Here is a 26695-nt window from a genome sequence, read left to right on the forward strand (position 1 = left end):
AAGTACGTGGTGGAGACTAGGAGAGTCGAACTCCTGACCTCCTGCGTGCAAAGCAGGCGCTCTACCAACTAAGCTAAGTCCCCAGCTTATATCATTAATGTATCTTTCTGCCGTAGACTTGGTGGGTCTGACAAGACTTGAACTTGTGACCCCACGCTTATCAAGCGTGTGCTCTAACCAACTGAGCTACAGACCCTCAGATACATCTTAGAAGAACAACTTGTTGTGGATTCTTACCGGCCAATCAATCTTTCGTTAAGGAGGTGATCCAGCCGCAGGTTCCCCTACGGCTACCTTGTTACGACTTCACCCCAGTCATCGGCCACACCGTGGTAACCGCCCTCTTTGCAGTTAGGCTAGCTACTTCTGGTGCAACAAACTCCCATGGTGTGACGGGCGGTGTGTACAAGGCCCGGGAACGTATTCACCGCGGCATTCTGATCCGCGATTACTAGCGATTCCGACTTCATGGAGTCGAGTTGCAGACTCCAATCCGGACTACGATCGGCTTTTTGAGATTAGCATCCTATCGCTAGGTAGCAACCCTTTGTACCGACCATTGTAGCACGTGTGTAGCCCTGGCCGTAAGGGCCATGATGACTTGACGTCGTCCCCGCCTTCCTCCAGTTTGTCACTGGCAGTATCCTTAAAGTTCCCATCCGAAATGCTGGCAAGTAAGGAAAAGGGTTGCGCTCGTTGCGGGACTTAACCCAACATCTCACGACACGAGCTGACGACAGCCATGCAGCACCTGTATGTAGATTCCCGAAGGCACCAATCCATCTCTGGAAAGTTTCTACTATGTCAAGGCCAGGTAAGGTTCTTCGCGTTGCATCGAATTAAACCACATGCTCCACCGCTTGTGCGGGCCCCCGTCAATTCATTTGAGTTTTAGTCTTGCGACCGTACTCCCCAGGCGGTCTACTTATCGCGTTAGCTGCGCCACTAAAGCCTCAAAGGCCCCAACGGCTAGTAGACATCGTTTACGGCATGGACTACCAGGGTATCTAATCCTGTTTGCTCCCCATGCTTTCGCACCTCAGCGTCAGTGTTAGGCCAGATGGCTGCCTTCGCCATCGGTATTCCTCCAGATCTCTACGCATTTCACCGCTACACCTGGAATTCTACCATCCTCTCCCACACTCTAGCCAACCAGTATCGAATGCAATTCCCAAGTTAAGCTCGGGGATTTCACATTTGACTTAATTGGCCGCCTACGCGCGCTTTACGCCCAGTAAATCCGATTAACGCTTGCACCCTCTGTATTACCGCGGCTGCTGGCACAGAGTTAGCCGGTGCTTATTCTGCGAGTAACGTCCACTCATCTTGGGTATTAACCAAAAGAGCCTCCTCCTCGCTTAAAGTGCTTTACAACCATAAGGCCTTCTTCACACACGCGGCATGGCTGGATCAGGGTTCCCCCCATTGTCCAATATTCCCCACTGCTGCCTCCCGTAGGAGTCTGGGCCGTGTCTCAGTCCCAGTGTGGCGGATCATCCTCTCAGACCCGCTACAGATCGTCGCCTTGGTAGGCCTTTACCCCACCAACTAGCTAATCCGACTTAGGCTCATCTATTAGCGCAAGGTCACAAGTGATCCCCTGCTTTCTCCCGTAGGACGTATGCGGTATTAGCATCCCTTTCGAGATGTTGTCCCCCACTAATAGGCAGATTCCTAAGCATTACTCACCCGTCCGCCGCTAAGTGATAGTGCAAGCACCATCACTCCGCTCGACTTGCATGTGTTAAGCCTGCCGCCAGCGTTCAATCTGAGCCATGATCAAACTCTTCAGTTAAAATCATTTTGCACCTTATTTATAGACAAGGTGCCAATTCTGCTCATCAATTTCCTGACTTAAATTTCGCTCAAATAAACTTCGAGTAATTTAAACCAATCAATCAATGATAATATATATCGATTAATCAACCAGTAAAAATCCACACAAGTTGTTCTTCTATTCTCTTAATGATCTTCTCGATGATTCGTCATCATCAAGCTAGGTCGGCTATGTTACTCTAAATCTCTTCAAAGTCAACAGGTAATTTCGATATTTTTAAAACTTTATCTTTAAACCCACAACCTAACCACTCAAGCCAAGTTACTGTTTTTCAACAAGTTTCTATCTGCATCACCGCCGATGGATGTGCATTCTACACTATTTCTCACCCCTTGCAAGCTTGTTGGACTAAAGTTTTTATTACATGGCTATATTTTGAACCAAAAATAATATAAGCTATTATTTTTTATAGTTTATTTATTTTAAATGTTTTTTCTCACATTTAATTTTGTTTCAGATAGGCCAAAATCATCTGGCATAATTCCTGTTTAAGCTTTTGTTCTTCAATTAAAAAGTCGTTACTACTGACATAACGCATCATGGTAAATAAGGTGCTGTTGATGATCACAAAGGATTTATGCTTGAGTCTTTCAAAATCCCATTCGGGATAAAGCCGATTAAACACATAAAGACCGACTTCGAAAAAATGCTGTTCTAATATCTGAGCAGCTTTTGAATGGTTGTATTGATGCCAGTGTTTAAGTACCTCGATAAAAAATCCCTGATCGGCATTCATTTTATCGAATCCAAATTGAATACTCAGTGGAATCAGGTATTCAATTTCTAATTGCTCTTGTGCAACTACCAGTTTTTTGAAGGTCTGCCCCAGTTGTTCACTTTTACGTAACAGTAGCTCTTGAATAATTTCTTCTTTGTTCTCAAAGTATTGGTAAATTGATCCAACACTGATACCAGAGCGCTCTGCAATTTTAGGTGTCGTGACTTGATGTAGGCCGTATTCTGCAATACATAATTGGGTAGCCTCCAAGACAGTATCGACCAGATAAATCGCGCGTTGCTGCTGGGGTTGTTTTCTCATAAATCGCCTGTCTCAAATGCGAATTGAATGCGAATAATTATTCGTATTAGAGTTGATTAAACATTAATCAGGCTGAATGTTCAATGCAAACTCTTTTACCGTCCAGATTAGCTTCATTTGATCATATGTCGAAATCACGCTGGCTTGGGCGTGTTTTATCCTATATTTGTAAGCGCCCCATTCAACCCAACGTAAAAGAGTATAGAGAACTCGCGGAAGCGTTAGTGACGGGTGATCCCGCCATGGACAAGGTGATCGATTGGCTGATGCAAAATCCTGCCGAACACCGACAGCTTTTTGAGACGGCGCTCTTTGAAGGCCTTGATGCGCTACCTGAGCCCATTCCAGAACTGATTGAGTTTTTTGAGCAGATTATGCATCCGCCGGCATGGTTTGATGAAAGCCGCCTGAATGATGCAGTGATTTTCACGCATCGACTGGGCGTCAATAACGGCTTTATTCTGCGCGATTTGTCTTTGATGGTGGGCTACTTATATCCTGGATTTAACCGTCCGTTGATTCTCACTGGGGCATTGAAAAAACATGCCGGTAAACGCTTGGCGGAAACCACAAAGTGGTGGGTTGAAATTACCGAGATTGATGGTTTAAAGCGCTTTGGATCAGGTTTTACCTCGACCATTTACGTGCGCTTTATTCATGCACTGGTTCGGCATCAATTGTCGCGCTCAGAAGAATGGGATACAAAAAAATGGGGATTACCGCTCAATCAGTTTGATCTGGCCATGACCAATATCGCCTTTAGTGGTGTGGTGTTATTGGGTATTCGGGCGCTGGCAGTATTTCCGAATAAGCATGAGGTAGCACAATTTTTACATTTCTGGAAATACGTAGGCTGGCTGATGGGGGTCGATGAAAAATGGCTGGTCGATAACGAGCGCGATGCTTGGCGTTTATTGTACTGGATGCAAGATGCTCACCCAGAATCGGACGAATCGAGCTTGGCACTTGGACAAAGCCTTTCAAAGGAACCTTTTGAACGTCGTTATCAGCGTATGCGTAGTTTTCAGCAAAAGCTGGCGTATCATATGCATCTTGAAATAACGCAGTTTTTTATTGGGCGTAAACGCATGCACAAACTGGGCTTGGAAGAGCGCCCTGCGGCATGGTTTGCTTACTTCTTAATTGTGCGAAATCTGATTTTACATACCAGTGCAAAGTACCTGCCCAAAGTGGACCGTTTTTTACTTCGACGCGGTCGAATTGTACAAAAGTTTGGTATGCATTTATATCAAAATGAAATTCAGTCACTCAGTGATATGCACAGTTAAAAAAGGGAGCCATGCTCCCTTTCTTTTCATCTGTTATTGATGGGCTGCACCACCCGAATGAGATGAATGATCCATATTCATATCTTTCATGTCCATATGCATTTCCTCATGTGAAGTAGTAGCTGAGGCTGCTGCATTTTGCTCAGTTGCTGGCGCCATGGCAGGTGCTGTTTTAAAAGCATGCTGCTGGGTGTGCATTTTCTGCTGACTCGGCATGTAATCTGGCTCATTGTTCACCGCCAGATAAAAAACGCCCATAAATATTAGACTCAAGATAAAGGCCACGATCAGCAGCTTCCATCCCCACACTGATTTTTCGGGTGACAGTTTTTCACTCATGTTCATCTCCTGTAAGAAGAGGCTGATCTCACGTTTTCATCCTCTTCTATATTTAGTCTATAAAAAATGCAAATCTTAGAATTTCATACTCACGCGCGCCCAATAATTACGCCCGCTGTTGTTAAACTGTTCGTTAGCAGCATAGCCAAATAAGGCTGCTCCCGATTTATTCAGATGTTCGGCATAGGCTTTATCGAGCAGATTATCAATCCCCACAGCAAAATCGAGTGTTGGACTGTATTGATAAGCTGCATTAATCGCCAGCGTACTAAAGCCCTTACTTTTACCGATATCATAACCTACGATATTGCCTTCATTGAGACTAATTCGGTTTTGCTTGGCGACCGCGCGCCACAATAGCCCTAGACTATAGCGATCTTGCACATAACGTAGATTGAATCGACCCTCTAGCGGTGCAATTTGAGGTAAGGGCTTACCGTCGCTGGTATTTTTACCCCATGCGTACATGGCAGATAGATCGGTTTGAAGATGATCGGTCAGATGATAACCGATTCCTGCTTCTGCCCCTGCAATGGTGGCATCGATACTACGTGCTGGTAAAATGCTGACACTGCCGTTTGGATTGGATTGATACGGCACCAAAATAAAATCATCGATCAATCCAGCATAGGCCGATGCCCACGACGTTAAGGCACCCTGTTCAAATTCAAAGCCTAAATCAAGCTGTGTGGTCTTTTCGGTATCAAGATAGTTCAGTTGCCCCTTTGATACGCGAGAGATTTCCCAATAGTCTGGACTACGCTCAACATATCCAATGCCTGCATAGGTTTTAAGCCCGTGTTCTGGCAATGCATGTTCAATTCGCACAAAGGCACTTGGATTGGTGTCTTTACGCTGTTGATCATTCGCAGCATGATTCACTTTTACTTGATCGATACGACCACCCGCAACCCATTTTGTCTCTGGCGACAAGGTATACGTCCACTCGGTAAATGCACCATAGCTTTGATATTCTAGGTCACGCTTTAAAGGTGGAATTGGGTTGGCATCGCGCATGTACATATTGCCTGCGTGCTGATTATGCTGAGAATCCACACCAGAAATAGCACTAAAATTGCCCCATTCGGTGGTCACAGCCGTACGTGCATTAATCGTGCGGCGCGTCACTTCCATAGCCATTGGCATCATTGGCGGTGTGCGCAGTTTAAAGTTGTCCATCACATGATCGTTGTAGCTATAATCGATCTGCGCTTCAACTTTCTTGATCACATCAGTGATATTTTTTTGCTCGGCATGCAGCCCTAGGCTTTCACGTCTAAATTGTGTGCCATCCATAGTTCGGCCAGCATAGGCTGACTCTCCATCGCTGGCGCCTCCCCGTAGCTCCAGCCAAGTATCTTGAGTCGGTTTCCAGCCTAAAGCTAAATCAGTGCTCCAGCGCTCCCATTGGGATTGTACTGTCTTGCCGTTACCATCTTGATAATTTCCGGCCACCGAGCGAGTGGCATTCAAGCGTGCATATTTGCTTTCATCACCTACGGCAGCTTCGATATTGTGATCAAGCCGGCCAAAGGAGCCAATCAGTACACTGGCCTGTCCACGATAAGGTTTATCACGGCTTAACTGCTCAGGTTCGCGTTCAAAAAGGACTGTTGCCGCCGAGCCAGGGGTGGCATACAACACAGTTTGCGGGCCTTTAATCACGGTAATTCGATCATAACTTTCAGGATTGATATACGACGTTGGAGCATCCATCCGTCCTGGACAAGCCCCCAAATTTTCAGTGCCATCGGTCAGCATTTTAATACGTGAACCAAACATGCCCCGAAAGGTCACATCACCATTAGTACCGCCATTTTTAATGGCATTAAAGCCCAGAATACTTTGTAGGTAATCTGCACCGTCAGTGGCCGGAACGGGCTGAATGGGCTGTTTGGGATCTGCCTGTACAATTAAACCATTTGAACGTGTTGTTTCTTGTGCAGTTACCACAATTGGCGGCATCTGTGTCGTATCAGTTGCAGATTGCGTTTCGGCAAATGCAGATGTGGTGGCAAGTAGCATCGCAGCCGTAATCGGCTGTAATAAAAATTGAGGTTGAGTCATGTCTGTATCTCAAAAACATAAATACGCGCTATGCCTAATACGTCTTATGCGTATAAGGCCAGAAAAACATACGAGGGATAAAACCCCGCAACGAAGCGTGATTTATGCAAATACAGGCGGTGCCCGACCTTGAGGCAGTAAAAATAGACGTTGAAGCGCGTAATAGACGTGTCGAAATGCTTGCTGAAACGCCAGCAAACGCACTTGAATGCGAACCAGTATTTCTTTTACATCCAGTTCGGGCGGTAAAATTAAATGGCCATAGACGGTGCAATATTGACACTGATGATTGACATCATGATGATCATGAGCTGGCGCCGATTGCGCTTTTTCGAGCATGCGGGGCATATGCTGCATGTGTGAATCTGCATGTGACATGGCCTTATGATGCTGAAGCGCCGACAGATCAAAAGTTTGGGCAATGGTTTCACAGACCGGAGCAATCTGATACTGCTTCGGCAATAACGGCTGTAAAAAAACCGCAATCTGTAATAATACTGCGGTGAATCCCAGCAGCAGCCCAATTTTAAACAAGTCCAGCCTTCTCAGAAATTTTGCCGTTACAGTATAACAAAACCCAATCGAAATTGGGTTTTTTTGGTGCATTTTGAGCGATTAACGTTTGACAGCGACCTTCTCTTTCTGGCGTGTCAGTTTTTCTACTTTCTCACGCGCTCGCTGACGTTTAAGTGGAGATAGATAATCGACAAACAGCTTTCCGCTCAAATGATCCATTTCGTGCTGAATACAGACAGCGAGCAAACCATCGGCCTCGATTTCAAATGCCTCACCATCAAGGTTCAACGCTTCAATCTTGACGCGTGACGGACGGTTGACTTTGTCGTATATTTGAGGAACAGACAGACAGCCTTCTTCATAAGCCTGTGTTTCGTCTGTTAATGGGGTGATTTTGGGGTTGATGAAAACCATTGGCTGATCTTTTTCTTCAGATAAGTCCATGACAATCAGCTGAATATGACGATCAACCTGAGATGCAGCCAAGCCAATGCCGGGTGCTTCATACATGGTTTCTAGCATGTCTGATGCCAGTTGGCGGATTTCATCTGTCACTTCTTCGACAGGTTTTGCAACGGTGCGCAGGCGTGGATCAGGAAAACTCAAGATCGGTAATAAGGCCATAGTGTCTCCTCATTCGTGCCATTGATTAGAAAACCCAAAGAAAGGCAACTCGAAATAAAAATGTATGTATTGCCGTTATTATAACGCAAATACAGACCTAATTTTTAGGAATTATGATAATGAACATGGTTTTAAACGGCTTACGCACGTTTTCTCATTTGGGGCTTAAACAATACGGTTTCGCGCTGGCCATCTGTGGTGTAGTGGGCATATCGAATGCCGAAGCTGCAACGCGCAATCACAATCCACCCTCACTCAAGGCAGGTGCACCGCATGTCTATGTGGTCAAAAAAGGGGATACGCTTTGGGATATTTCTGGAAAATTTTTAAAAAAACCATGGCGATGGCCAGAGATCTGGGCCAGTAACAAACATGTGAAGAATCCACACTGGATTTATCCAGGCGACCGATTGCTGCTGTGTACGCTCAATGGTCAACCGCTCGTTGGACGAGATATGGGGGATGGCTGTGAAGGAATTATTCGTCGTTATACAGGCCGCACCACCTTACCCCCACAAGTTCGCATTGAAGAATTAAAAAATAGTATTCCAGTGATTCCGCTGAGCCAAATTCAGCAATGGCTGGAGCGCTCGACACTTGTATCGGCGGACGCTATTGAGTCTGTGCCTTATGTTGTGGGCACCACCGATCAACGTGTACTGGCTGCCAAAGGTCAAAAAATCTTTGTGCGGGGTCAGGGCCTACAAAATGGTCAGCGTTATGCGATCTATCATGAGGGTGAGCCCTACACCGCCCTAGATGAACACGGCAAAAAGCGCATTCTGGCCGTCGAACTGATTCAGGTGGCTTCGGGGATTGCAGTGCAATCTGAACAAGAGATCACCACGCTCGAACTCACCGACACCTATAACGCAGAAACACGTCGTGGCGATTTGGTCATGCCAGAGCAAGATGCCATGTTACCAACATTGTTTTATCCAACCGAAGGCAATGAAATGGTGGCAGGTGGCAAGATTGTTCGTGTTATGGGCTCTATTGCCACAGCAGCACGCAATAGTGTCGTGACGCTTAATCGAGGCTTGAATCAAGGTGCCAAAGTAGGACAAGTACTCGATATTTATGCGCAAGGCGAAAGCGTCAAAGACCCGAAAACGCATGAACTGATCAAACTTCCGAATCAAAATATTGGAAGTTTGATGATATTTAAAACCTTTGATGAATTCAGTTACGCTTACGTACTCGAGAGCAACTTACCCATTAAAGTCGGGGCAGAAATTCGCCCTCCTCAAGATGAAGAATAAAACAATATTATTAATAGACTTATGATGAAACAATTTTCTGCGCACCATCGCCATACCATTGCAGTATGGTCATTGGTGCAACACTCACTCTCAAGTTTTGATACCTTAGTTCGTCATTTTGGCGATTGTGAAACGGCGCTTGAACCTCAGAATCTGGCCAAGTGGCAACAGTTAAAGCTACATGCCAATCATCTAAAGCGAGCTGCGGAATACGCAACACCAGCGGGGCAAGCGGCATTTTCAAACTTGCTTGCGCACATTCAGCAACACACTGATTTTATTGTTACGCCAGAAGATCCACTATATCCGGCCCAGTTGATGCCCTATACCGGCAAGCCCCCAATTTTATTTGGTCGAGGTTCGGCTCAGCCCTTATTACAGCCACAAATTGCCGTGGTGGGCAGTCGTAAACCCAGCCCACATGGTCGGCAAGTGGCCTATGACTTTGCCTATTACCTCAGTGAAAAAGGATTTTATATCACCAGTGGGCTTGCACACGGCATTGATGAAGCAGCCCATCAAGGCAGTGTCATGCAGCAACGGGCGATTGCAGTGATCGGAACTGGATTGGATCGATGTTATCCGGCAGGTAATCGTACATTATACGAGAGTATTACTTCGCAAGGCGGTGCAGTCGTCAGCGAGTTTTTGCCGGGCACACCACCGTTAAAGGCCAATTTTCCACGGCGCAACCGTATTGTGAGTGGCTTAAGTTTAGGCGTGTTGGTGGTGGAAGCCAAAAAAGAAAGTGGCTCACTGATTACCGCGAATCGAGCTGCTGAGCAAGGTAAAACGGTCTTCGCGATTCCGGGACATATTTATAGTGAGTTTCATCAAGGCTGCCATCAATTGATTCGAGAAGGAGCAATTTTGGTGGATCATCCGGAGCAAATTCTGGAAGATTTAGCGCTTCCCACACATTGGCATGCTCAATCTACGGCAGCAGTCTCGGCCACCTCTACCCCTGAAGATGTATCCGATGCCTTGGCTGTTCCCGAAGAGCTGATTCCGCTTTATCAGCGCTTAGACTGGACGGGACAAGACCTCGATCAGTTGGCACAGCAGTTTGAAGGTTCGACCGCAGAGCTGACCGGTCAACTCATGGAACTTGAACTGTTGGGATTGTGCATTCAGCAGTCGGGACGTTATCTGCGTTGTACTGGCGGATTTTAAGGTTCACAATAGCGTTATTTTTAAATTTGGAGATGAATTATGCTGACCACCTCCGTTACGGAAGCAGCCCAATACCTGACACAGGGCGATGTGCTGGCCTATCCGACCGAGGCAGTCTGGGGCTTGGGCTGTGATCCTTTCAATGAGCAGGCATTTCATGAAATTCTGCGTTTAAAGCAGCGCCCTATTGAAAAAGGCGTGATTTTACTGGCCGGAGATATTTCACAGGTCGAGCATCTACTGGATGAACTTGATCCAGATATTCGCCAGCAAGTCATTCAAAGCTGGACACAGCGCGGCGTCGATGAGCGCGCCACGACATGGTTATTGCCGATCCATTCACAGCAAATTCCCGCTTGGATTACAGGTCAACATCATCAGGTGGCTGTTCGGGTGTCTAATCACCCACTTTGTATGGCACTGTGTCATGCCTTTGGCGGCTTTATTGTCTCTACCAGTGCCAATCCGGCAGGACTTGAACCTGCGCGCTCACTACAGGAAGCTTCCGCCTATTTTGGGCAGCAATTACATTATTTAAATGGTGATTTGGGTTTAAGCCAGCAGCCAAGTCGGATTCTCGATGCCAAAACTGGCGATGTGATTCGCAACTAAATGAATGAACACTCAAATGTAAATAATTATCGTTAATTTATATTATACAGATCTGTCTATCTAGCTACCTAGATAAATGGACAGACAAAAAAAAGCTCAGTCATGTGAGGATGACTGAGCATAAAAAGGGATGTGTATCAATCACATCCAGAGGGTTCAACAATCTGGAAGTAGCAACAGTACACTTAAAAAGTGACTGTTTTTACAGTGCGCGTAGTATGAAAGAAACAACTCATTAATACAAATATATTATTTATCTTACATAAAATTAGAATCAGTTCGAATCAATTTGAATATTTGTTTAAAAAGTTAATTTATATTGATCTTTTTATTCAAATTTTATAGAAAACTGATAATTGTTTAATTTTTAAACACACCCTGTAATCATAGTGGAATTCGATAAGTCATCACATCGTGTCAGAATATTTTTTACTTAAATTTATTCAGACAAAAGAGAGCACATAAAAACCGTGTTTATATGCTCCCACCCTGCCCTTAGCACTTAAAAGTGATAATCCACTCTTACCATAGGTGTGCTCGCAGTGGCCCCCTTTCCGGCAAAACCATCAGTATCGTTACCGAATTTGTTTTTCCAGTATTCGTAACCTGCACCCGCACGTAATTTGCTGTCTTTTAGCCCGATCAATCCGCTCATGTCATACATAATGCGTGCATCGATGTGGGTTTCCGCTTTGGTATCGCCACCAGATTCATTTTTTCCTTTAGCATCAATCCACAGTGCATAGCCTTCAAAGGACAGCGGTGTTTTTGCAATCGGAATGCCCCACGTAAACTGTGCTGCCATATGTGTATCGTAAGTATAACGACCCGTTGAGTAACCAAATCGTGGCGTATCAGAAGACGGATCATTACTTTCAAATAGTGCCAGCACACTAAAATCTAAAAAGCCCGGTACATCAAAGCGAACCGTTGGGCCTACCACCCACATGCGCTTTTTCGAGCCATAACTGTCATTTTTGGTATTCCAGTCTAACCCCGCGGTCAAACCTGCGCCACGTATATAGCCGGGTACCGCCAAATCCTTTTTAAACAGTGCACCTGCATCCAGATAACGGCGTATTACCACATAGGCTTCTTGGGCACCTTTACCACTTGACTGGGTACTGTTGGGCTCATCATCTGACTGAAGTAAATCGACATTAAAAAAGTTGGAGCCATATTTATCACCACTGGCATGGGTGAGATTAAAAATCTGCTTGGTAATATCAATTCGATCGCCTGCGGCATCATTTTTATAAGGTTCTGCAAATTGAGTACCGTAGCGCCAGCCAATTGAGGTATCACTCCAGATGGCTGCATCTGCGACTTGCATGGCGCCCATTCCCCCCAGAATAGTCGCGAGGCTTCCCATCAGTTTTTTTAATGATCTGCCTTGTTGTACTGCGTTCATTACACACTTCCCCTGATCCACTTCCTTAAGTAAAAGCACTGGCTATTTATCTGAAGATGCATAGCGATGGCTGTTTGACATTCGCTTAAATGGCTTGCAAAACGATGTCGCCCGCTGATAAAGGCAAGTTTCCTACCAAAGAAATGATTATTGAGAATCTGCAATGTTGCTTATGCAAAAAATGCCATAACACATGTCTATCATGCATCCATATTGGCCATGATAAATAAGAAAAGACCAGCGCCAGCAGATGATGATCTGATGCTCGCGCCTGATCAGGGATGCGCGTTATGGTGATACAAAGGAATTTAGTTTAAGACGTGACTGTCGTTTCGAAGTACCGAAATAATCAGCTCACGAAACCAACGCTGTTCTTGTGAACGATGTAAACGCTCATGCCAGAGCAAGAAATACGGAATCTTGGGGAACTTGACTGGCGCATCGACCACTTTGAGTGGCAGCAATGCACTATAATGGCGAGAGAATGAACGCGGTGCTGAAAAAATCGCGTCAAATTGCAGCAGCATGTAGGGAATCATGCCGAAGTATGGCACATAGGCCACGATATTACGTTTGATTCGTTCTTTGGCCAAATACAAGTCAATCACGCCACGCTGACCGACGGTATATGGCGTTGGGGCAATATGGTCGGCTTGCAGATAATCGTCAAGTGTTAATGGTCGTGCAGCCATTGGATGCGATTTACGCATCAGGCACACCACTTCATCTTCAAACAGTGGTGCAAGGCGCAAATATTCGGGTGGCTGCGGCCAGTTACCAATCACGGCATCATACATTCCGCTTTCTAGTGCATGGGTATAATCTACATCGTGCGCCATCGAGTGCATGATCACAGTACAATGCGGCGCTTCTTGTCGTACACGACGCAACACTTCACCCAGCGCAATCGCGTTGAGGTAATCCGGCGCGGCAATATTAAAGACTTGACGCGACTCGGCCGGATGAAAGTGCACCTGCTGTGTGGCAATCAGTTCCATTTGCGCCAGTGCTTGACGCACAGGTTCAAGTAGCGCTTCACCACGTTCGGTCGGGGTCATGCCATTACGACTACGAACCAAAAGCTGATCGCCAGTAATGTCTCTGAGTTTTTTGAGTGCGGTACTGATGGCAGGTTGGGATTGATTGAGCCGCTTGGCCGCATTGGAGACGCTTTTTTCAGTTAATAGCACATGCAACACCTGCAAAAGATGTGCATCTAAAGCTTCCCATTTGTTGGCTGGATTAATCACCGCTGCGTCCTGATTTTATTCGTTACATGTTTAGCGTATTCAAGTTTTATACCAAATGGACAATTCTAAAACTCATCCAGACGATCAACCACACGCCCTCAATCAGTACACTACCATTTACTGCATGTTTTGCCTATTCTGCCATCGTATTGAATACACTGCCACACCACGCTGTCCATTCAGATACTCGCCCGCATAAGTTGAAGATACAGTTAAATTAAAAAAAAAGCGGATCTTTTAAGACGAGGTATTTTGTACGATGACAGGCGCATTTTTCTTTTGTGCCATCACAATGCCGACCAAAATCATCATGCCACCAATAGTATGAAATAAAGTCCATTGCTCGGCTAACCATAAACTGGCAATAATTGCAGTAAACACTGGCATTAAATTCATAAAAATACTGGTACGATTTGGCCCGATGTGTTGTACCGCCAGCATCCACAGCAACGGCGCCAGCAATGAAGGAAAAATACCCGCATAAAGTAAGCTCGGTGCATTTCGTGCATTAATTGCATCTAGACCAAAATACATTAAAAACGGGATGTGATAGAGCAAGGCAAAACCGATTTGCACATATAGACTAATCAGTAATGGAATTTTGAGCTGCCATTTTTTTAAGAATACACCATAAAAGGCATAGAAAAAGACAGCCACGACCATGAGTAAATCACCCGAATGACCGCCCATATTGAGTAGCGTAGTAAAATCACCTTTGCCTAAAATATACAGTAGACCTAAAAACGAAATGATACTGCCCACAATGGCAAATCGATTGGGAATATCTTTTAAAATCAGCATTGAAACAAAGATGGTAAACACGGGAATGAATGCATTGACAATTCCCATGTTGGTGGCGGTGGTATAATGCGCGGCGGTATAAGATAAGCCCTGATACAACACCATCCCGAAGGCACTCAGTATGGCGAGCTGGCCCAAATGCCGACGGACCAAAGCACGTTGTGCCCAGACTTTGAATAGCATAAAAGGCGTCAGCACAATAAAGGCTATGAGCCAGCGGTAAAAGCTAATGCTGGCCGGTTCAATCAGATCGACCGCATAACGCGTAACGGCAATATTCATCGACCAAATCAGTACTGCAATTAAGGGCAATAAAAAAGCCCACCACTGGGTTTTTGCGATCTGATTCATGCTGCTCTCTGTATCCTGAAGATACGATTATTGTCGATAATGACGGATGAAATTGAAATATCGCATTTCAGACATTTATATCGCGTGATCGCCATGCGACTGTACAAACAAACACCAGCTCTGCATAGCGTACTTTACTACCGCTGTGAGTTGCGCTAGATCTGCACCATCACGTGCCTGTAGCGTAAGACCCTGAAGCAGCGTGGCATAAAAATCGGTCATGGTTTCAATCGGTGCGTTGGCGGGTAAATCACCATCGATGATGCCTTGTTGCAAGCGCTCCAATAATTTGTGTTTGGTTTTCAACCGTTTTGACAACAAGGTGTGCTGAACTTGCTGGGTCGATTCGGAACAGTTCATGGTCGCCACCACCAACATACAACCGGAAGGCTTATTGGGTTGCAGCAAACGGTTCAGATTGTCATAAAAATACAATTCAAAGGCAATTTTGGCAGTTTTGGCTTGTTCAAAAATACGCTCGATGGGACATGCCTCATGCGCTAAATAATAATCGATGCTTTTATAAAACAAAGTCGCCTTGTCACCAAAGGTACTGTACAAGCTCGGGGCAGTCACATTTAATGCCTGAGTCAGATCATTGATTGAGGTCGCCTCGTAGCCATGTGCCCAAAACAGCAGCATCGCTTTTTGAAGCGCTTGCTGCTCATCAAAGCATTTTGGACGCCCGCGTTTTTTTTTGCACGGCACGTCTTGATCCTGCTGCTCAAAGCCATTTGCTACATCTGTCATAAATGCCACGTTTATTTTTATAACAATCACTATTAAATTACTTGACGCTGGTGAATTGTTCAACTATTTTATTTTCATAATGATCACTATTAAATTATAAATTAGATCGATCACACGCTTTGCATCTCCCATAATTAGGATATTCATCATGAATGCGCTTCATGCTCAAGAGGCTACGCCCTCTCGTCCCACTGGTGGCAGTTGGCTCGCCATACTCGCCGTTTCAATTGCGGCATTTGCACTGGTGACCAGTGAGTTTTTGCCTGTCGGGGTACTCAATGACGTGGCCACTGATTTGAATATCTCGGTGGGTACTGCCGGATTGATCATCACGCTCCCCGGCGTCATGGCGGCGCTGGCGGCACCATCACTGCCGGTTATTTTTAAACAGCTCGATCGTCGTTATGTACTGATTGTACTGACCGCCATTATGGTACTGGCCAATGCCTTGACTGCCTTTGCAGACGATTTTAACGTGCTGCTTATCAGCCGGATGATTCTGGGCATTGCCATTGGCGGGTTCTGGGCCACGGCAATTGCATTGAGTGGTAAATTGGCGCCTGCCCATTTACCAATTGCCAAAGCCACCGCCGTAGTGATGGCCGGTGTGACCTTAGCCACGGTACTGGGCGTTCCGATTGGCACGTGGTTAAGCGAATTTTATGGCTGGCGTAGTGCTTTTGGCATTACCGCCATCATTGGTTTTGTGGTGCTGCTGTTACAGCTACGTTTTTTACCGGTGCTGGTTCCTGAATCATCGATTCGACTTCAAGACCTACCAGCCTTATTGCGAGTGCCTAAAGCACGTAACGGCATGTTAATTGTGCTATTGATGGGTTTGGCACACTTTTGTGCTTATAGTTACCTCGCACCCTTTTTTAAACATATTGCAGGTTTCGACGGCACCACCATCAGTAGTCTGCTTTTGCTATACGGTATTGCGGGAGTATTTGGTAATGCCTTTGCAGGCTATAGTGGTAATTTGAATATTCGCTACACCATGGCTTTTGTGGGCGTATGTTTTGCGGTTGTTTTCTTTAGCTTTCCCGTCTTTGCCATTCATGAAGCCGGCGCGATGATTTTAACTGCGTTATGGGGCTTTGCCTTTGGTGCATTTCCAACTTCGGCCAATATCTGGATGTTTGTTCATGCGCCTAAAGCCGTCGAAAAAGGCATGCCACTGTTCGTCGGGATGTTTCAGGTCATGATTGCGACAGGCTCTTTGATCGGCGGCTATGTAGTTGACCATTTTAATGAAAATATCTTAATTTATGGTGTGCTCAATTTTGTTGTGTTGGCCTTAATTGGTTTATTTACCTTAGTTAAAGGTTTAAGCAATCCAAAGCTTCACTGCGAACAGTAGATTTTTTCGGATTTCTCATATGGATTTATCCTCTGTATCACCTGCCGCAGCGATGCTTAAAGAGCAGATTGATATCCATGAGTTTTTCTTTCACCCCCACGATGAAGTGCTTGCACATTCATCGCTTTGGGGGGATTTTAATTTTAGCTTGAATGGACTGCTGCAAATTCAGGTCGGGCAACGGACATTTTTCGCACCACCCAATTACGGTGTGTGGCTACCACCACGGACCACACATTGTTGTCTTAATATTGATCAGCCGACACATTTTGTGTGTATTCGGCTACATCCTCAGCTTTCCGCGAAATTGAGTGATTGTCCAAAAACACTCGAGATCCAGCCATTTTTTCATGCCTTGGTAAAAGAGATTCTAGATCCGACACGTGATCATTCCGAGCAAAGCCGTCTGCACTTATTACAGGTATTGCTGGATCAGCTCCTGACAGCCAAACAATATGATCATTATTTACCACCGTCAGCGCATCCCGTACTGGCACCGATTTTAAATGCCTTGGCCGATGTCAAACGCTTTGCTCAAAGCCTACAGCAAATTCTTGATGATTTTGAGATTAGCGAGCGACATGCGCTGCGCTTATGTCAGCAAGAGTTAAACATGGGGCTCTCTGAATGGCGCAATCGAGCCAAAGTGGTATACGCAGTTGCAAAAATTCGTCAGGGTGATTCAGTCAAACGTATTGCGCTTGAGCTGGGCTATCATCAAAGCTCGAGCTTCATCGCATTTTTTAAACGTTACACCGGACACACACCCGTACAGCTTAGAACGGGTTAATCCCAAACCTTAACGATCTGTTTCATCACAAAATTATGCTATACATCGCATTTAAACATGTCATCGTATGCTATGCCTGAGCGCCCTCAATACATGCTCTTGTAAGCTTATCTTTACTCTTTCTTTTACATAAGGATTCGATATGAGTCAGTCGGTTTATCATATTCCTGTTCAAGACATTCAAGGCCAAGCGGTCGATCTTGAACAATACCATGGCCAAGTACTCTTGATTGTGAACGTTGCATCAAAATGTGGCCTCACGCCGCAGTACGAAGGACTCGAAGCACTGTATCAAGCTAAAAAAGATCAAGGCTTAACCATTTTAGGCTTTCCAGCCAATAACTTTTTGGAACAAGAGCCTGGAACGAATGAAGAAATTCAGCAGTTCTGCTCTTTAAATTTTGATGTGAAATTTCCATTGTTTGCAAAAATTTCGGTTGCTGGTGAAGACAAGCATCCGCTTTATCAAACTCTTATTCAAGCACAGCCCGAACGTATTGGAGAAGGCCCGTGGTGGAAAGACTTGGTTGAATATGGTCTGACCCCAAATGAACCACCAGAAGTGCTATGGAATTTTGAAAAATTTTTAGTCAGTAAAACAGGCGACGTCGTTGCCCGTTTTGCACCCGACATTACCGCAGATGATCCTCGCCTGATTGATGCCATTAATCAAGAATTAGCCAAATAAGCCATTCTATATGAGGCATGCCGCAGGTATGCCTCATGCATTCTATCCTCTAAAAACAATACTTTTACAACATGACCTTCATATTCTGCTAAATCGGGCATGCTCTAATTGTTGAATTAACAATATGGCGCCATTTGAAGTTTCTGTTCGATAATGTGGGTGTCATATGGCTTTGGATGGAAAAAATGATGATGCCTACACCTTTCGCTGCTAAATTTTCTTTGCTTGTGCTGAGCTGTAGCATATTGTTTGTGGGGTGTGATCAACAACACGACGCGGAAAGTACAGCGCGTGAGCAAAGTATGACATCGGCCAATCAAGACAACATGCCTATCGATAATCAAGGTAGTGATGATGCTCTCAACAATGAAGAACGCTCATCGACCACGAATCTATTTTATTTGCTTCGCGACGCGGCAGATTTGCAGCTTAAAGTAGGTCAAGACATGCAAAAGTTACAAGCGACGCAAAGCCAGCTTGAAACTGCGCTTCAAGAACAAGACCCTCAGGCCGCACAGCAGACATTATCTCACTTTAAAACCCAGTTGACCCAATTCAATGACAATCTCAACCAGTTGCAACTGAAGAGTCCAGAGGTTGAAAAATTACGTCAACAGCTGATCAATACCAATGAGCAGCTGTTACAGAGCGATCTGTTTCAACAGACATTGAACTGGAAAAAACAGGATATTGTGGCTATTCAGCATCAGCTCAATACGCTACAAACTGAAATGCTGAAACTGGCTGCCCTAATTGTTAATCCAAACTCGACGGCTTCAAGCAGAGACTCTAAATCTTAAAGCGCCCTAGAGATCGCTCAGACTAAGACAAAGTTGATAACTGAGTTGCTGCTCAGGCAATAGTGTTTGTTGCTCGGTGGCCACTTGTCCAGCCTCAACACAAACAAATTCTTGCCAGCTTTGAGGTGCTAAATCGGCCATGCGCTTGGTTTTTTCAATCCATGGGTTCCACACCACCGCACTTTGTGCAGATGTCTCAATCACAATTTGTGTTGCAGACGAGTCATCTAAGCGAAATTTTCCTTTCGTGAGCGGATAGATCTGATCGGTTTCACAATGAAACTCAAGCGGTGCAGTATCCTGCTGCTTGATCTGATGACCATCTAGTTGATCGATGTAAGAACACCCTTCAACGCCATACAGTCGGGTACGTTGAGTCTTGACAGCAAAATAACTGTGCCAAGCAAAACCGAAGCTGATCGGATGGAGATCTAAGTTATTCAATCGAAAGTTGAGTTCAAGGGTTTGCCCCAACCGGATGTGCATTTCAAGACAAAATGCGGCATCCCAATAAAGTCGAGTCGCAGCATGATCACGAAGTTCAAAGGTCAAGCTGTGTCCTTGACCCTGTTGATATTGAGCATCTTTGAATTGCCACTGCATATTTCTGGCAAAGCCATGTGCAGGATAGTCTGTTTCAATTGCATGCGCACCAAACCATGGAAAACATAGCGGAATGCCACCACGAATAGCCTTTCCTGCTACAAATGAATTACCATCTGAGAGCCAGAGTACATCACGCTGATGCTGCTTAGAATAAAATTGTAGAACTTGCGCGCCCTGTAGAGCCACTTGAGCCGTACAAAATTCGTTGTCGATCTGCAAGACCTGAAGCGCATCTGATCCCAACGATACCCACTGAAGGCCCGTGATGTTTTGAAACGCCATATCTGTCATGTCCTCTGCTGCACCTATTTGCAACAGAGCTTAGCGCAAAGCTTTGCTAAACAACAGACATAAAAAAAGCCACCTGACGGTGGCTTCTTCAATCCAAAATCGTGGCTTAAAGCGCGCGATTCTTGATTTTACGAATCGTTTCAAGCTGAGCTGCAGTTTCTGCAAGCGCAGCAAGTGCAGCAGCAGAATCCAGATCACTCTTCTGATTGGCAAGCAATTGCTCGGCGTGCTTACGCGCTTCGACAATTGCTGCTTCATCTAGGTTGTCAGCACGGATTGCAGTATCTGCAAGCACGGTCACAACGTGAGGCTGAACTTCTAACACACCGCCTGATACATAAACGATTTCTTCTGTACCATTTTCCAACTGAACGCGGATCGGTCCTGGTTGGAGCAAGGTTACCAGTGGCGCGTGTCCAGGTAAAATACCCAACTCACCACCTGCACCTTTAGCGATCAACATCGTAACTTGTCCAGAGTAAATTGACTCTTTCACACTTACGACATCACATTGCATCGTCGCCATGAGAACCTCCTAAATTAGAGTTGCTAATTAAAGTTTCTCAGCTTTAGCAATTACTTCGTCAATACCACCCACCATGTAGAACGCTTGTTCTGGGATGTGATCGTATTCACCAGCTAAAAGACCTTTAAAGCCACGAATCGTTTCTTTAAGTGGTACTAATTTACCAGGTGCACCCGTAAATACTTCAGCAACGTGGAATGGTTGAGAGAAGAAACGTTGGATTTTACGCGCACGGTAAACAACCAACTTATCTTCTTCTGCCAATTCATCCATACCCAAGATCGCGATGATGTCTTTAAGCTCTTTATAACGTTGCAATACGTTCTGTACAGAACGTGCAATTTCATAATGCTCAGTACCAACAACCAATGGATCTAGCTGACGTGAAGTTGAGTCAAGTGGATCGATCGCTGGATAAATACCAGAAGATGCGATGTCACGGCTCAATACAACAGTTGCATCTAAGTGAGCAAACGTCGTTGCAGGCGATGGGTCAGTCAAGTCATCCGCAGGTACGTATACCGCTTGGATCGATGTGATCGAACCAGACTTAGTCGACGTAATACGTTCTTGAAGTACACCCATTTCCTCTGCAAGTGTAGGCTGGTAACCTACTGCAGATGGCATACGGCCTAACAATGCTGATACTTCAGTACCTGCAAGCGTGTAACGATAGATGTTGTCAACAAACAACAATACGTCACGGCCTTTACCGTTTTCATCTTTTTCATCACGGAAATATTCCGCCATAGTCAAACCAGTCAACGCTACGCGTAAACGGTTACCTGGTGGCTCGTTCATCTGACCATAGACCATTGCTACTTTGTCAAGAACGTTAGAATCTTTCATTTCGTGATAGAAGTCGTTCCCTTCACGGGTACGCTCACCAACACCAGCAAACACAGATAAACCTGAGTGAGCTTTCGCGATGTTGTTGATCAACTCCATCATGTTAACGGTTTTACCAACACCAGCACCACCGAACAGACCAACTTTACCACCTTTAGCAAACGGGCAAAGTAAGTCGATGACTTTAATACCAGTTTCTAAAAGATCAGTAGAAGCTGCTTGTTCAGCATATGAAGGTGCTTGACGGTGAATTGGCAAACGCGCTTCAGTCGCAACTGGACCTGCTTCATCAATTGGGCGACCCAAAACGTCCATGATACGGCCAAGTGTAGCCGGACCTACTGGAACAGAAATCGGTGCATTTGTGCTGGTTACGTTAAGGCCACGTTTAAGACCTTCTGTAGAACCCATTGCGATGGTACGAACAACACCATCGCCAAGCTGTTGCTGAACTTCTAATGTAGTTTCAGTACCGTCAACTTGGAGAGCGTCATAGATCTTAGGAACGCTATTGCGCTCAAACTCGACGTCGATTACCGCGCCGATGATCTGAATGATACGACCGCTACTCATTGCTGTCTCCTCAATTCAAACTTAATAATGTTAAACGGCAGCGGCACCGCCAACGATCTCGGAAATTTCCTGAGTAATCGCGGCTTGACGCAGCTTGTTGTAAATGAGTTGTAGGTCTTTAATCAATTGTCCTGCGTTGTCTGTCGCTGCTTTCATTGCGACCATACGAGCTGATTGCTCACATGCAACGTTTTCAATTACACCTTGATAAACCATCGACTCGATATAGCGAACCAACAAACCATTTAACAATTGTTCTGCTTCTGGTTCGTAGATATAGTCCCAACCATAAGTACGGTTGAGGTTATCGCTTTCTTCTGCTGGTGCTAAAGGAACAAGTTGTTCAACTTTAGGCTGCTGAGTCATTGCATTGACGAAGCCATTTGACACAAGGTAGATACGATCTAACTCGCCTTTGTCAAATGCATCAAGCATGACCTGTACTGAGCCTGTCAACTGTTCAAGACTTGGCGCATCGCCAAGCTGGGTCGTTGCACCAAGCACTTTACCGCCGTAATTCTTAAAAAACGAAACCGCTTTTTGACCAATCAAAGCAAATTCAACTTCAATTGACTGCTGTTGTTGTGCTTTGACATGCTGCACAACTTTCTTGAACAAGTTAATGTTCAAGCCACCTGCCAAACCACGATCTGAAGACACCACGATATAGCCAACACGCTTAACAGGGCGATCAACCATATAACGATGTTTGTATTCAGGGTTTGCTTGGACCAAGTGAGCAATTACACGGCGCATATTATCGGCATACGGACGGCCTTGGGCCATGCGCTCTTGCGCACGACGCATTTTAGAAGCAGCCACCATTTGCATCGCGCGAGTAATCTTTTGCGTGCTCTTGATACTGGCTACTTTGGCGCGAATTTCTTTTAAATTTGCCATACGCTTAACCTAGTAGTCGAAAGCTCTTTCGAGCCTTCGAAGGTTGATCCGTGAACCAAACTTAACTAAAGATAAACTTAGTAAGTTTGAGTCGCTTTGAAGCTCTCAATACCTGATTTGATTGCTGCTTCGATGTCTTTGTTGTAATCACCAGTTTCATCGATCTGTTGCATCAAAGGCGCATATTCAGAACGGAAGTAAGAAATTAGCGCAGCATCAAAGTCTACGATTTTCTTCACTTCTACGTCAGCCATGTAGCCTTCGTTAGATGCATAAACAGAAACAGCTTGGTCTGCAATTGAGTAAGGCGCATATTGTTTCTGCTTCATTAACTCAGTTACACGTTGACCATGCTCAAGTTGTTTACGCGTTGCTTCGTCAAGGTCAGAAGCAAACTGAGCAAACGCAGCCAATTCACGATATTGTGCAAGAGCGGTACGGATACCACCAGACAATTTCTTGATGATCTTGGTTTGAGCTGAACCACCAACACGCGATACCGAAATACCCGCGTTCACAGCAGGACGAATACCCGCGTTGAACAATGATGTTTCAAGGAAGATCTGACCGTCGGTAATCGAAATTACGTTGGTTGGTACGAATGCAGATACGTCACCCGCTTGAGTTTCAATGATTGGCAATGCAGTCAAAGAACCGGTTTGACCCGTTACTGCGCCATTCGTGAATTTCTCAACGTAGTCAGCTGAAACGCGCGAAGCACGCTCAAGAAGACGAGAGTGAAGATAGAATACGTCACCTGGATATGCTTCACGACCTGGTGGACGACGAAGAAGCAATGAGATTTGACGGTAAGCAACAGCTTGCTTAGACAAATCATCATAAATGATCAACGCATCTTCACCGCGGTCACGGAAGTATTCACCCATTGTACAGCCTGAGTACGGTGCCAAGTACTGCATAGCAGCAGGATCAGCAGCCGCAGCAGCGACAACAGTGGTGTACGCCATAGCGCCAGTTTCTTCAAGCTTACGCACTACGTTTGCGATGGTCGATTGTTTTTGACCAATTGCAACGTATACGCATTTAATGCCTGAATGTTTCTGAGCGATGATCGCATCGATCGCCATTGCTGTTTTACCAGTTTGACGGTCACCAATGATCAACTCACGCTGGCCACGACCTACAGGGATCATGGTATCAACTGATTTATAACCAGTTTGAACAGGTTCGTCGACCGATTGACGCCAAATTACGCCTGGTGCTACTTTTTCAACAGCATCAGTTAATTTCGCATCAATTGGGCCTTTACCATCAATTGGGTTACCCAAAGCATCTACGACACGGCCAAGAAGTTCAGGACCAACTGGCACTTCAAGTACACGACCGGTACAACGAGCTTTTTGACCTTCTTGAAGGCTTAGGTAGTTACCTAAAACAACGGCACCCACTGAATCCTGTTCTAGGTTCAGTGCCATACCAAATAAGCCGCCGTCAAATTCGATCATTTCACCGTACATTGCGTCAGCAAGACCGTGAATGCGCACGATACCGTCAGATACCATGACGATGGTACCTTCGTTCTTCGCGGTCGCGCTGGTGTCCAGATCGCCTATACGCTGTTTAATGAGCGCACTGATCTCGGATGGATTCAGTTGTTGCATTGCGCTATTCCTCAATCTTTTTAAAGTTCAGTCTTCTTTTATGCATTATGCAAGAAGACGAGTCCGCATTTTTTCAAGCTTGTTCAGCGCAGAATCATCTATCACTTGATCGCCTGCACGAATAACAACACCTGCAATTAATGCAGGCTTCACTTCTACTGCGATCGTCACAGAGCTGTTATAACGCTTTTCGAGAGCAGTTTTTAACAGTTGTTCTTGTTCAGCAGACAATGGAAATGCCGATTCAATCACGACATCTACCACGTTGTTATTCTGTGATTTAAGCTCTTCGTATTCTTCTGCGATTTCTGGCAAAAGAATCAAACGATCATTATCAGCAAGAAGCGTCAAAAAATTTGACACTGCTTGTGATTGATCTTCACCTAAAATTTTAGCGAAAAGCTCAACTTGCTCCGAAGGAGTAAGTTCAGGACGATTCAAATAAGCGGAAAATGCTTCGTCTTGCACCGCTGCACTGAGCACTTGTAATGCTGTGGACCAGTTATCTGTCGCACCCTGCTCAGAAGCGTAAGCAAAAGCTGCTTTAGCGTACGGGCGTGCCAACGTCAAGAGTTCAGCCATACTTCCCTCGCTTAAAGTTTAGCAGCCAGCTGTTCAAGCATGGCAGCATGAGCTTGTTGATCAACTTGCTGGCTCAGAATTTTTTCTGCACCATCAACTGCCAAAGCAGCCACTTGTTGACGTAATTCTTCGCGAGCAGCATTGATTTCTTGATCAACAGTCTCTTTTGACTGTTGACGAATACGTTCACCTTCAGCAGTTGCTTGGGTGCGCGCTTCTTCAATCAATTGTGCTGCACGACGGTTCGCTTGTTCGATCAATTGAGCCGCTTGTGCTTTAGCAGCATCAAGCTCTTGCTTAACTTGCGCCTGAGCATCAGCGAGATCCGCCTTTGCTTTTTCAGCAGCATTTAAGCCATCAGCGATTTTGCGCTGACGCTCACTAATCGCATTGATTAGTGGTGGCCAAACGAATTTCATGCAGAATGCGACGAAAATCGCAAATGCAATCGCTTGACCAATCAATGTGAGGTTAATATTCATAGCAATTCCTCAAAATGGTGGATTTCGGAATTAAGATGATTAACCTACAAACGGATTAGCGAAGATGAAGAACAAGCCAATACCAACACCGATCATAGGCACAGCATCAAGAAGACCTGCGATTAAGAACATACGAGTTTGAAGTTGTGGAGCAAGTTCTGGTTGACGAGCAACAGCTTCTAAAAAGCGACCACCTAAAAGACCAAAACCAATCGCAGTACCTAAAGCACCGAAAGCGATCAAGATAGCAGATGCAATTGCAACTAGACCTAAAGTGAGTTCCATGAAAAATTCCTCAGAGGTTAGGTTATTACCAAATTAAACTAAAAATTGTACCTAGCTATCCCTATGATAACTAGGGATAAACCATTAATGCTTTTCGCTTGCCATGCTCAAGTATACGATGGTCAGCATCATGAAAATGAATGCCTGCAACGTGATGACGAGAATGTGGAAGATTGCCCAAGGCACGGACAATGCCCATTGAATCCAAAACGGTAAAAGTGCGATCAAGATGAAAATCAACTCACCCGCATACATGTTACCGAAAAGTCGTAGAGCCAATGAAATTGGTCGTGCAAGGAAAGTTACCAATTCCAGAATTAAGTTCACTGGAATCAACAACGCTTTTGCAACTGGGTTACTTGGGTTAAATGGGTTAAGTGCCAATTCACCAACAAATCCGCCAATGCCTTTCTCACGAATGCTGTAAAACAAAATCAGCACAAATACAGACAGCGACATACCTAGGGTAATGTTCGGGTCAGTAGATGGTACGATTTTGAAATAAACATGGTGAGGGTCCATGCCAAACACGTGTGCACCAATAATTTGAGCCAACATAGGCACCCAATCCACAGGGATAAGGTCCATCAAGTTCATGAGGAAAATCCACACAAAAATGGTCAAAGCAAGAGGCGCAATCAGACGTGATTTACCATGGAAGGTATCGCGAACGCTGGAATCAACAAACTCGATAATCATTTCGATTGCAGATTGGAATTTTGATGGCACATCCGCTTTTGCAGCTTTTGCAGCACACCAGAAAACCAAACAGAAAATGATACCAAGGCCGATTGACCAACCCATCGAGTCCAAGTGAATAGCAGAAAACCCCATTTCTTGAGCTTCTTTTGCATTCTCAGCCAATTTCCAAGTTCCGTCCGGCATTTTGCCATAGGTCAAATTGGTCAAGTGATGCTTGATATACTCTGTCGAAGTAAGGGCATGTTCTTCAGCAGCCATAAATCACACCTGGTCAATGTCAATTACTAAAAAGAGTAGACGAATCTCGCAAGCTGC

25 protein-coding genes, 2 tRNA genes, 1 rRNA gene and 1 pseudogene are annotated in these 26695 nt (G+C 45.1%); 8 read left to right on the forward strand and 21 right to left on the reverse strand.

Translation table 11 applies throughout. From position 1 onward, the window contains the following. Positions 1-7: 7 nt before the first annotated feature. The 4 genes from KCV09_RS10810 to KCV09_RS10825 form a co-directional block, all read right to left on the reverse strand. Positions 8-83 (reverse strand) — tRNA-Ala (locus KCV09_RS10810). A 36-nt stretch (positions 84-119) separates the two neighbouring features. Beyond that, positions 120-196 (reverse strand) — tRNA-Ile (locus KCV09_RS10815). A 60-nt stretch (positions 197-256) separates the two neighbouring features. Beyond that, a 16S ribosomal RNA gene (locus tag KCV09_RS10820) occupies positions 257-1795 on the reverse strand. 484 nt (positions 1796-2279) lie between these two features. After that, positions 2280-2876 carry a TetR/AcrR family transcriptional regulator gene (locus tag KCV09_RS10825; RefSeq protein ID WP_004941493.1) on the reverse strand — a complete coding sequence of 199 codons (597 nt, stop codon included), beginning with the start codon at positions 2874-2876 and terminating at the stop codon, positions 2280-2282. An 83-nt stretch (positions 2877-2959) separates the two neighbouring features. Between KCV09_RS10825 and KCV09_RS10830 the strand changes: the two genes are divergently transcribed. After that, positions 2960-4165: an oxygenase MpaB family protein gene (locus KCV09_RS10830; RefSeq protein ID WP_212515116.1), complete on the forward strand. Its 1206-nt coding sequence runs from the start codon at positions 2960-2962 to the stop codon at positions 4163-4165. Between the two features lie 198 nt (positions 4166-4363). Here KCV09_RS10830 and KCV09_RS16490 read toward each other — a convergent pair. The 4 genes and pseudogenes from KCV09_RS16490 to def all read right to left on the reverse strand — a co-directional run. Continuing rightward, a pseudogene (locus tag KCV09_RS16490) lies at positions 4364-4504 on the reverse strand (hypothetical protein); the annotation flags it as partial. A gap of 75 nt (positions 4505-4579) precedes the next feature. Beyond that, positions 4580-6571, reverse strand: a complete 1992-nt coding sequence (locus KCV09_RS10840) for a TonB-dependent copper receptor (protein ID WP_212515117.1) — start codon at positions 6569-6571, stop codon at positions 4580-4582. A 102-nt stretch (positions 6572-6673) separates the two neighbouring features. Beyond that, a complete protein-coding gene (locus tag KCV09_RS10845; RefSeq protein ID WP_004941507.1) occupies positions 6674-7105 on the reverse strand; it encodes a DUF2946 family protein in 432 nt (143 codons plus the stop codon). Positions 7106-7186: 81 nt separating this feature from the next. After that, complete coding sequence (gene def, locus KCV09_RS10850) at positions 7187-7711, reverse strand: peptide deformylase (RefSeq protein ID WP_004944209.1); 525 nt, start codon at positions 7709-7711, stop codon at positions 7187-7189. 119 nt (positions 7712-7830) lie between these two features. Between def and KCV09_RS10855 the strand changes: the two genes are divergently transcribed. Genes KCV09_RS10855 through KCV09_RS10865 form a run of 3 tightly spaced genes read left to right on the forward strand, consistent with a single transcriptional unit; the run spans position 7831 to position 10758 of the window. Then, complete coding sequence (locus KCV09_RS10855) at positions 7831-8973, forward strand: LysM peptidoglycan-binding domain-containing protein (protein WP_212515118.1); 1143 nt, start codon at positions 7831-7833, stop codon at positions 8971-8973. A gap of 21 nt (positions 8974-8994) precedes the next feature. After that, positions 8995-10146, forward strand: a complete 1152-nt coding sequence (dprA, locus tag KCV09_RS10860) for a DNA-processing protein DprA (protein ID WP_119026566.1) — start codon at positions 8995-8997, stop codon at positions 10144-10146. Between the two features lie 39 nt (positions 10147-10185). Further along, on the forward strand, positions 10186-10758 hold the full coding sequence (locus tag KCV09_RS10865; protein ID WP_004941519.1) for an L-threonylcarbamoyladenylate synthase: 573 nt from the start codon (positions 10186-10188) through the stop codon (positions 10756-10758). Positions 10759-11260: 502 nt separating this feature from the next. On the opposite strand, the gene KCV09_RS10870 is transcribed toward KCV09_RS10865, so the two are convergent. The 4 genes from KCV09_RS10870 to KCV09_RS10885 all read right to left on the reverse strand — a co-directional run bounded on the left by KCV09_RS10870 (position 11261) and on the right by KCV09_RS10885 (position 15321). After that, positions 11261-12169 (reverse strand): outer envelope protein, encoded by a 909-nt coding sequence (locus KCV09_RS10870; protein WP_048763958.1) that lies wholly within the window; start codon positions 12167-12169, stop codon positions 11261-11263. 308 nt (positions 12170-12477) lie between these two features. Beyond that, entirely contained in the window at positions 12478-13419 is a 942-nt protein-coding gene (locus tag KCV09_RS10875) for a LysR substrate-binding domain-containing protein (RefSeq protein ID WP_004941523.1), read from the reverse strand. 237 nt (positions 13420-13656) lie between these two features. Then, positions 13657-14571: a DMT family transporter gene (locus KCV09_RS10880; protein ID WP_004941526.1), complete on the reverse strand. Its 915-nt coding sequence runs from the start codon at positions 14569-14571 to the stop codon at positions 13657-13659. 75 nt (positions 14572-14646) lie between these two features. Continuing rightward, positions 14647-15321: a TetR/AcrR family transcriptional regulator gene (locus KCV09_RS10885; protein ID WP_151815501.1), complete on the reverse strand. Its 675-nt coding sequence runs from the start codon at positions 15319-15321 to the stop codon at positions 14647-14649. Positions 15322-15469: 148 nt separating this feature from the next. Between KCV09_RS10885 and KCV09_RS10890 the strand changes: the two genes are divergently transcribed. The 4 genes from KCV09_RS10890 to KCV09_RS10905 all read left to right on the forward strand — a co-directional run bounded on the left by KCV09_RS10890 (position 15470) and on the right by KCV09_RS10905 (position 18962). Next, positions 15470-16684 carry an MFS transporter gene (locus tag KCV09_RS10890; RefSeq protein WP_004941532.1) on the forward strand — a complete coding sequence of 405 codons (1215 nt, stop codon included), beginning with the start codon at positions 15470-15472 and terminating at the stop codon, positions 16682-16684. A gap of 19 nt (positions 16685-16703) precedes the next feature. After that, entirely contained in the window at positions 16704-17474 is a 771-nt protein-coding gene (locus KCV09_RS10895; protein ID WP_151815500.1) for a helix-turn-helix transcriptional regulator, read from the forward strand. Between the two features lie 142 nt (positions 17475-17616). Next, a complete protein-coding gene (locus KCV09_RS10900) occupies positions 17617-18162 on the forward strand; it encodes a glutathione peroxidase (protein WP_151753654.1) in 546 nt (181 codons plus the stop codon). 185 nt (positions 18163-18347) lie between these two features. After that, complete coding sequence (locus KCV09_RS10905; RefSeq protein ID WP_151815499.1) at positions 18348-18962, forward strand: hypothetical protein; 615 nt, start codon at positions 18348-18350, stop codon at positions 18960-18962. 6 nt (positions 18963-18968) lie between these two features. Here KCV09_RS10905 and KCV09_RS10910 read toward each other — a convergent pair whose 3' ends face one another. The 9 genes from KCV09_RS10910 to atpB all read right to left on the reverse strand — a co-directional run bounded on the left by KCV09_RS10910 (position 18969) and on the right by atpB (position 26638). After that, entirely contained in the window at positions 18969-19850 is an 882-nt protein-coding gene (locus KCV09_RS10910; RefSeq protein ID WP_151815498.1) for a D-hexose-6-phosphate mutarotase, read from the reverse strand. A 115-nt stretch (positions 19851-19965) separates the two neighbouring features. Next, positions 19966-20385, reverse strand: coding sequence for a F0F1 ATP synthase subunit epsilon (locus tag KCV09_RS10915; protein WP_004941547.1), 420 nt, complete (start codon positions 20383-20385; stop codon positions 19966-19968). Between the two features lie 27 nt (positions 20386-20412). Beyond that, positions 20413-21807, reverse strand: coding sequence for a F0F1 ATP synthase subunit beta (gene atpD, locus KCV09_RS10920; RefSeq protein WP_004665200.1), 1395 nt, complete (start codon positions 21805-21807; stop codon positions 20413-20415). 30 nt (positions 21808-21837) lie between these two features. After that, on the reverse strand, positions 21838-22707 hold the full coding sequence (gene atpG, locus KCV09_RS10925; protein WP_004941554.1) for a F0F1 ATP synthase subunit gamma: 870 nt from the start codon (positions 22705-22707) through the stop codon (positions 21838-21840). A 77-nt stretch (positions 22708-22784) separates the two neighbouring features. Next, complete coding sequence (atpA, locus tag KCV09_RS10930) at positions 22785-24329, reverse strand: F0F1 ATP synthase subunit alpha (protein WP_004941557.1); 1545 nt, start codon at positions 24327-24329, stop codon at positions 22785-22787. Positions 24330-24374: 45 nt separating this feature from the next. Then, a complete protein-coding gene (locus KCV09_RS10935) occupies positions 24375-24911 on the reverse strand; it encodes a F0F1 ATP synthase subunit delta (protein WP_004941560.1) in 537 nt (178 codons plus the stop codon). Positions 24912-24922: 11 nt separating this feature from the next. Continuing rightward, a complete protein-coding gene (locus KCV09_RS10940) occupies positions 24923-25393 on the reverse strand; it encodes a F0F1 ATP synthase subunit B (RefSeq protein ID WP_004941564.1) in 471 nt (156 codons plus the stop codon). Positions 25394-25432: 39 nt separating this feature from the next. After that, positions 25433-25678 (reverse strand): F0F1 ATP synthase subunit C, encoded by a 246-nt coding sequence (atpE, locus tag KCV09_RS10945; RefSeq protein ID WP_000424060.1) that lies wholly within the window; start codon positions 25676-25678, stop codon positions 25433-25435. 84 nt (positions 25679-25762) lie between these two features. Next, positions 25763-26638 carry a F0F1 ATP synthase subunit A gene (gene atpB / locus KCV09_RS10950; RefSeq protein WP_004941567.1) on the reverse strand — a complete coding sequence of 292 codons (876 nt, stop codon included), beginning with the start codon at positions 26636-26638 and terminating at the stop codon, positions 25763-25765. Between the last annotated feature and the right edge of the window lie 57 nt (positions 26639-26695).

It is taken from the genome of Acinetobacter soli, assembly GCF_018139125.1.
GTDB lineage: Bacteria > Pseudomonadota > Gammaproteobacteria > Pseudomonadales > Moraxellaceae > Acinetobacter > Acinetobacter soli.

Coding starts and splice junctions, on each gene's coding strand:
- KCV09_RS10870 (WP_048763958.1), bottom strand. CDS start 12,169: ATGAACGCAGTACAACAAGGCAGATCATTAAAAAAACTGATGGGAAGC.
- KCV09_RS10865 (WP_004941519.1), top strand. CDS start 10,186: ATGCTGACCACCTCCGTTACGGAAGCAGCCCAATACCTGACACAGGGC.
- KCV09_RS10910 (WP_151815498.1), bottom strand. CDS start 19,850: ATGGCGTTTCAAAACATCACGGGCCTTCAGTGGGTATCGTTGGGATCA.
- dprA (WP_119026566.1), top strand. CDS start 8,995: ATGATGAAACAATTTTCTGCGCACCATCGCCATACCATTGCAGTATGG.
- atpB (WP_004941567.1), bottom strand. CDS start 26,638: ATGGCTGCTGAAGAACATGCCCTTACTTCGACAGAGTATATCAAGCAT.
- KCV09_RS10855 (WP_212515118.1), top strand. CDS start 7,831: ATGAACATGGTTTTAAACGGCTTACGCACGTTTTCTCATTTGGGGCTT.
- KCV09_RS10825 (WP_004941493.1), bottom strand. CDS start 2,876: ATGAGAAAACAACCCCAGCAGCAACGCGCGATTTATCTGGTCGATACT.
- KCV09_RS10935 (WP_004941560.1), bottom strand. CDS start 24,911: ATGGCTGAACTCTTGACGTTGGCACGCCCGTACGCTAAAGCAGCTTTT.
- KCV09_RS10940 (WP_004941564.1), bottom strand. CDS start 25,393: ATGAATATTAACCTCACATTGATTGGTCAAGCGATTGCATTTGCGATT.
- KCV09_RS10830 (WP_212515116.1), top strand. CDS start 2,960: ATGCAAACTCTTTTACCGTCCAGATTAGCTTCATTTGATCATATGTCG.
- atpE (WP_000424060.1), bottom strand. CDS start 25,678: ATGGAACTCACTTTAGGTCTAGTTGCAATTGCATCTGCTATCTTGATC.
- KCV09_RS10895 (WP_151815500.1), top strand. CDS start 16,704: ATGGATTTATCCTCTGTATCACCTGCCGCAGCGATGCTTAAAGAGCAG.
- def (WP_004944209.1), bottom strand. CDS start 7,711: ATGGCCTTATTACCGATCTTGAGTTTTCCTGATCCACGCCTGCGCACC.
- atpG (WP_004941554.1), bottom strand. CDS start 22,707: ATGGCAAATTTAAAAGAAATTCGCGCCAAAGTAGCCAGTATCAAGAGC.
- KCV09_RS10840 (WP_212515117.1), bottom strand. CDS start 6,571: ATGACTCAACCTCAATTTTTATTACAGCCGATTACGGCTGCGATGCTA.
- atpD (WP_004665200.1), bottom strand. CDS start 21,807: ATGAGTAGCGGTCGTATCATTCAGATCATCGGCGCGGTAATCGACGTC.
- KCV09_RS10905 (WP_151815499.1), top strand. CDS start 18,348: ATGATGATGCCTACACCTTTCGCTGCTAAATTTTCTTTGCTTGTGCTG.
- KCV09_RS10915 (WP_004941547.1), bottom strand. CDS start 20,385: ATGGCGACGATGCAATGTGATGTCGTAAGTGTGAAAGAGTCAATTTAC.
- atpA (WP_004941557.1), bottom strand. CDS start 24,329: ATGCAACAACTGAATCCATCCGAGATCAGTGCGCTCATTAAACAGCGT.
- KCV09_RS10880 (WP_004941526.1), bottom strand. CDS start 14,571: ATGAATCAGATCGCAAAAACCCAGTGGTGGGCTTTTTTATTGCCCTTA.
- KCV09_RS10890 (WP_004941532.1), top strand. CDS start 15,470: ATGAATGCGCTTCATGCTCAAGAGGCTACGCCCTCTCGTCCCACTGGT.
- KCV09_RS10900 (WP_151753654.1), top strand. CDS start 17,617: ATGAGTCAGTCGGTTTATCATATTCCTGTTCAAGACATTCAAGGCCAA.
- KCV09_RS10885 (WP_151815501.1), bottom strand. CDS start 15,321: ATGACAGATGTAGCAAATGGCTTTGAGCAGCAGGATCAAGACGTGCCG.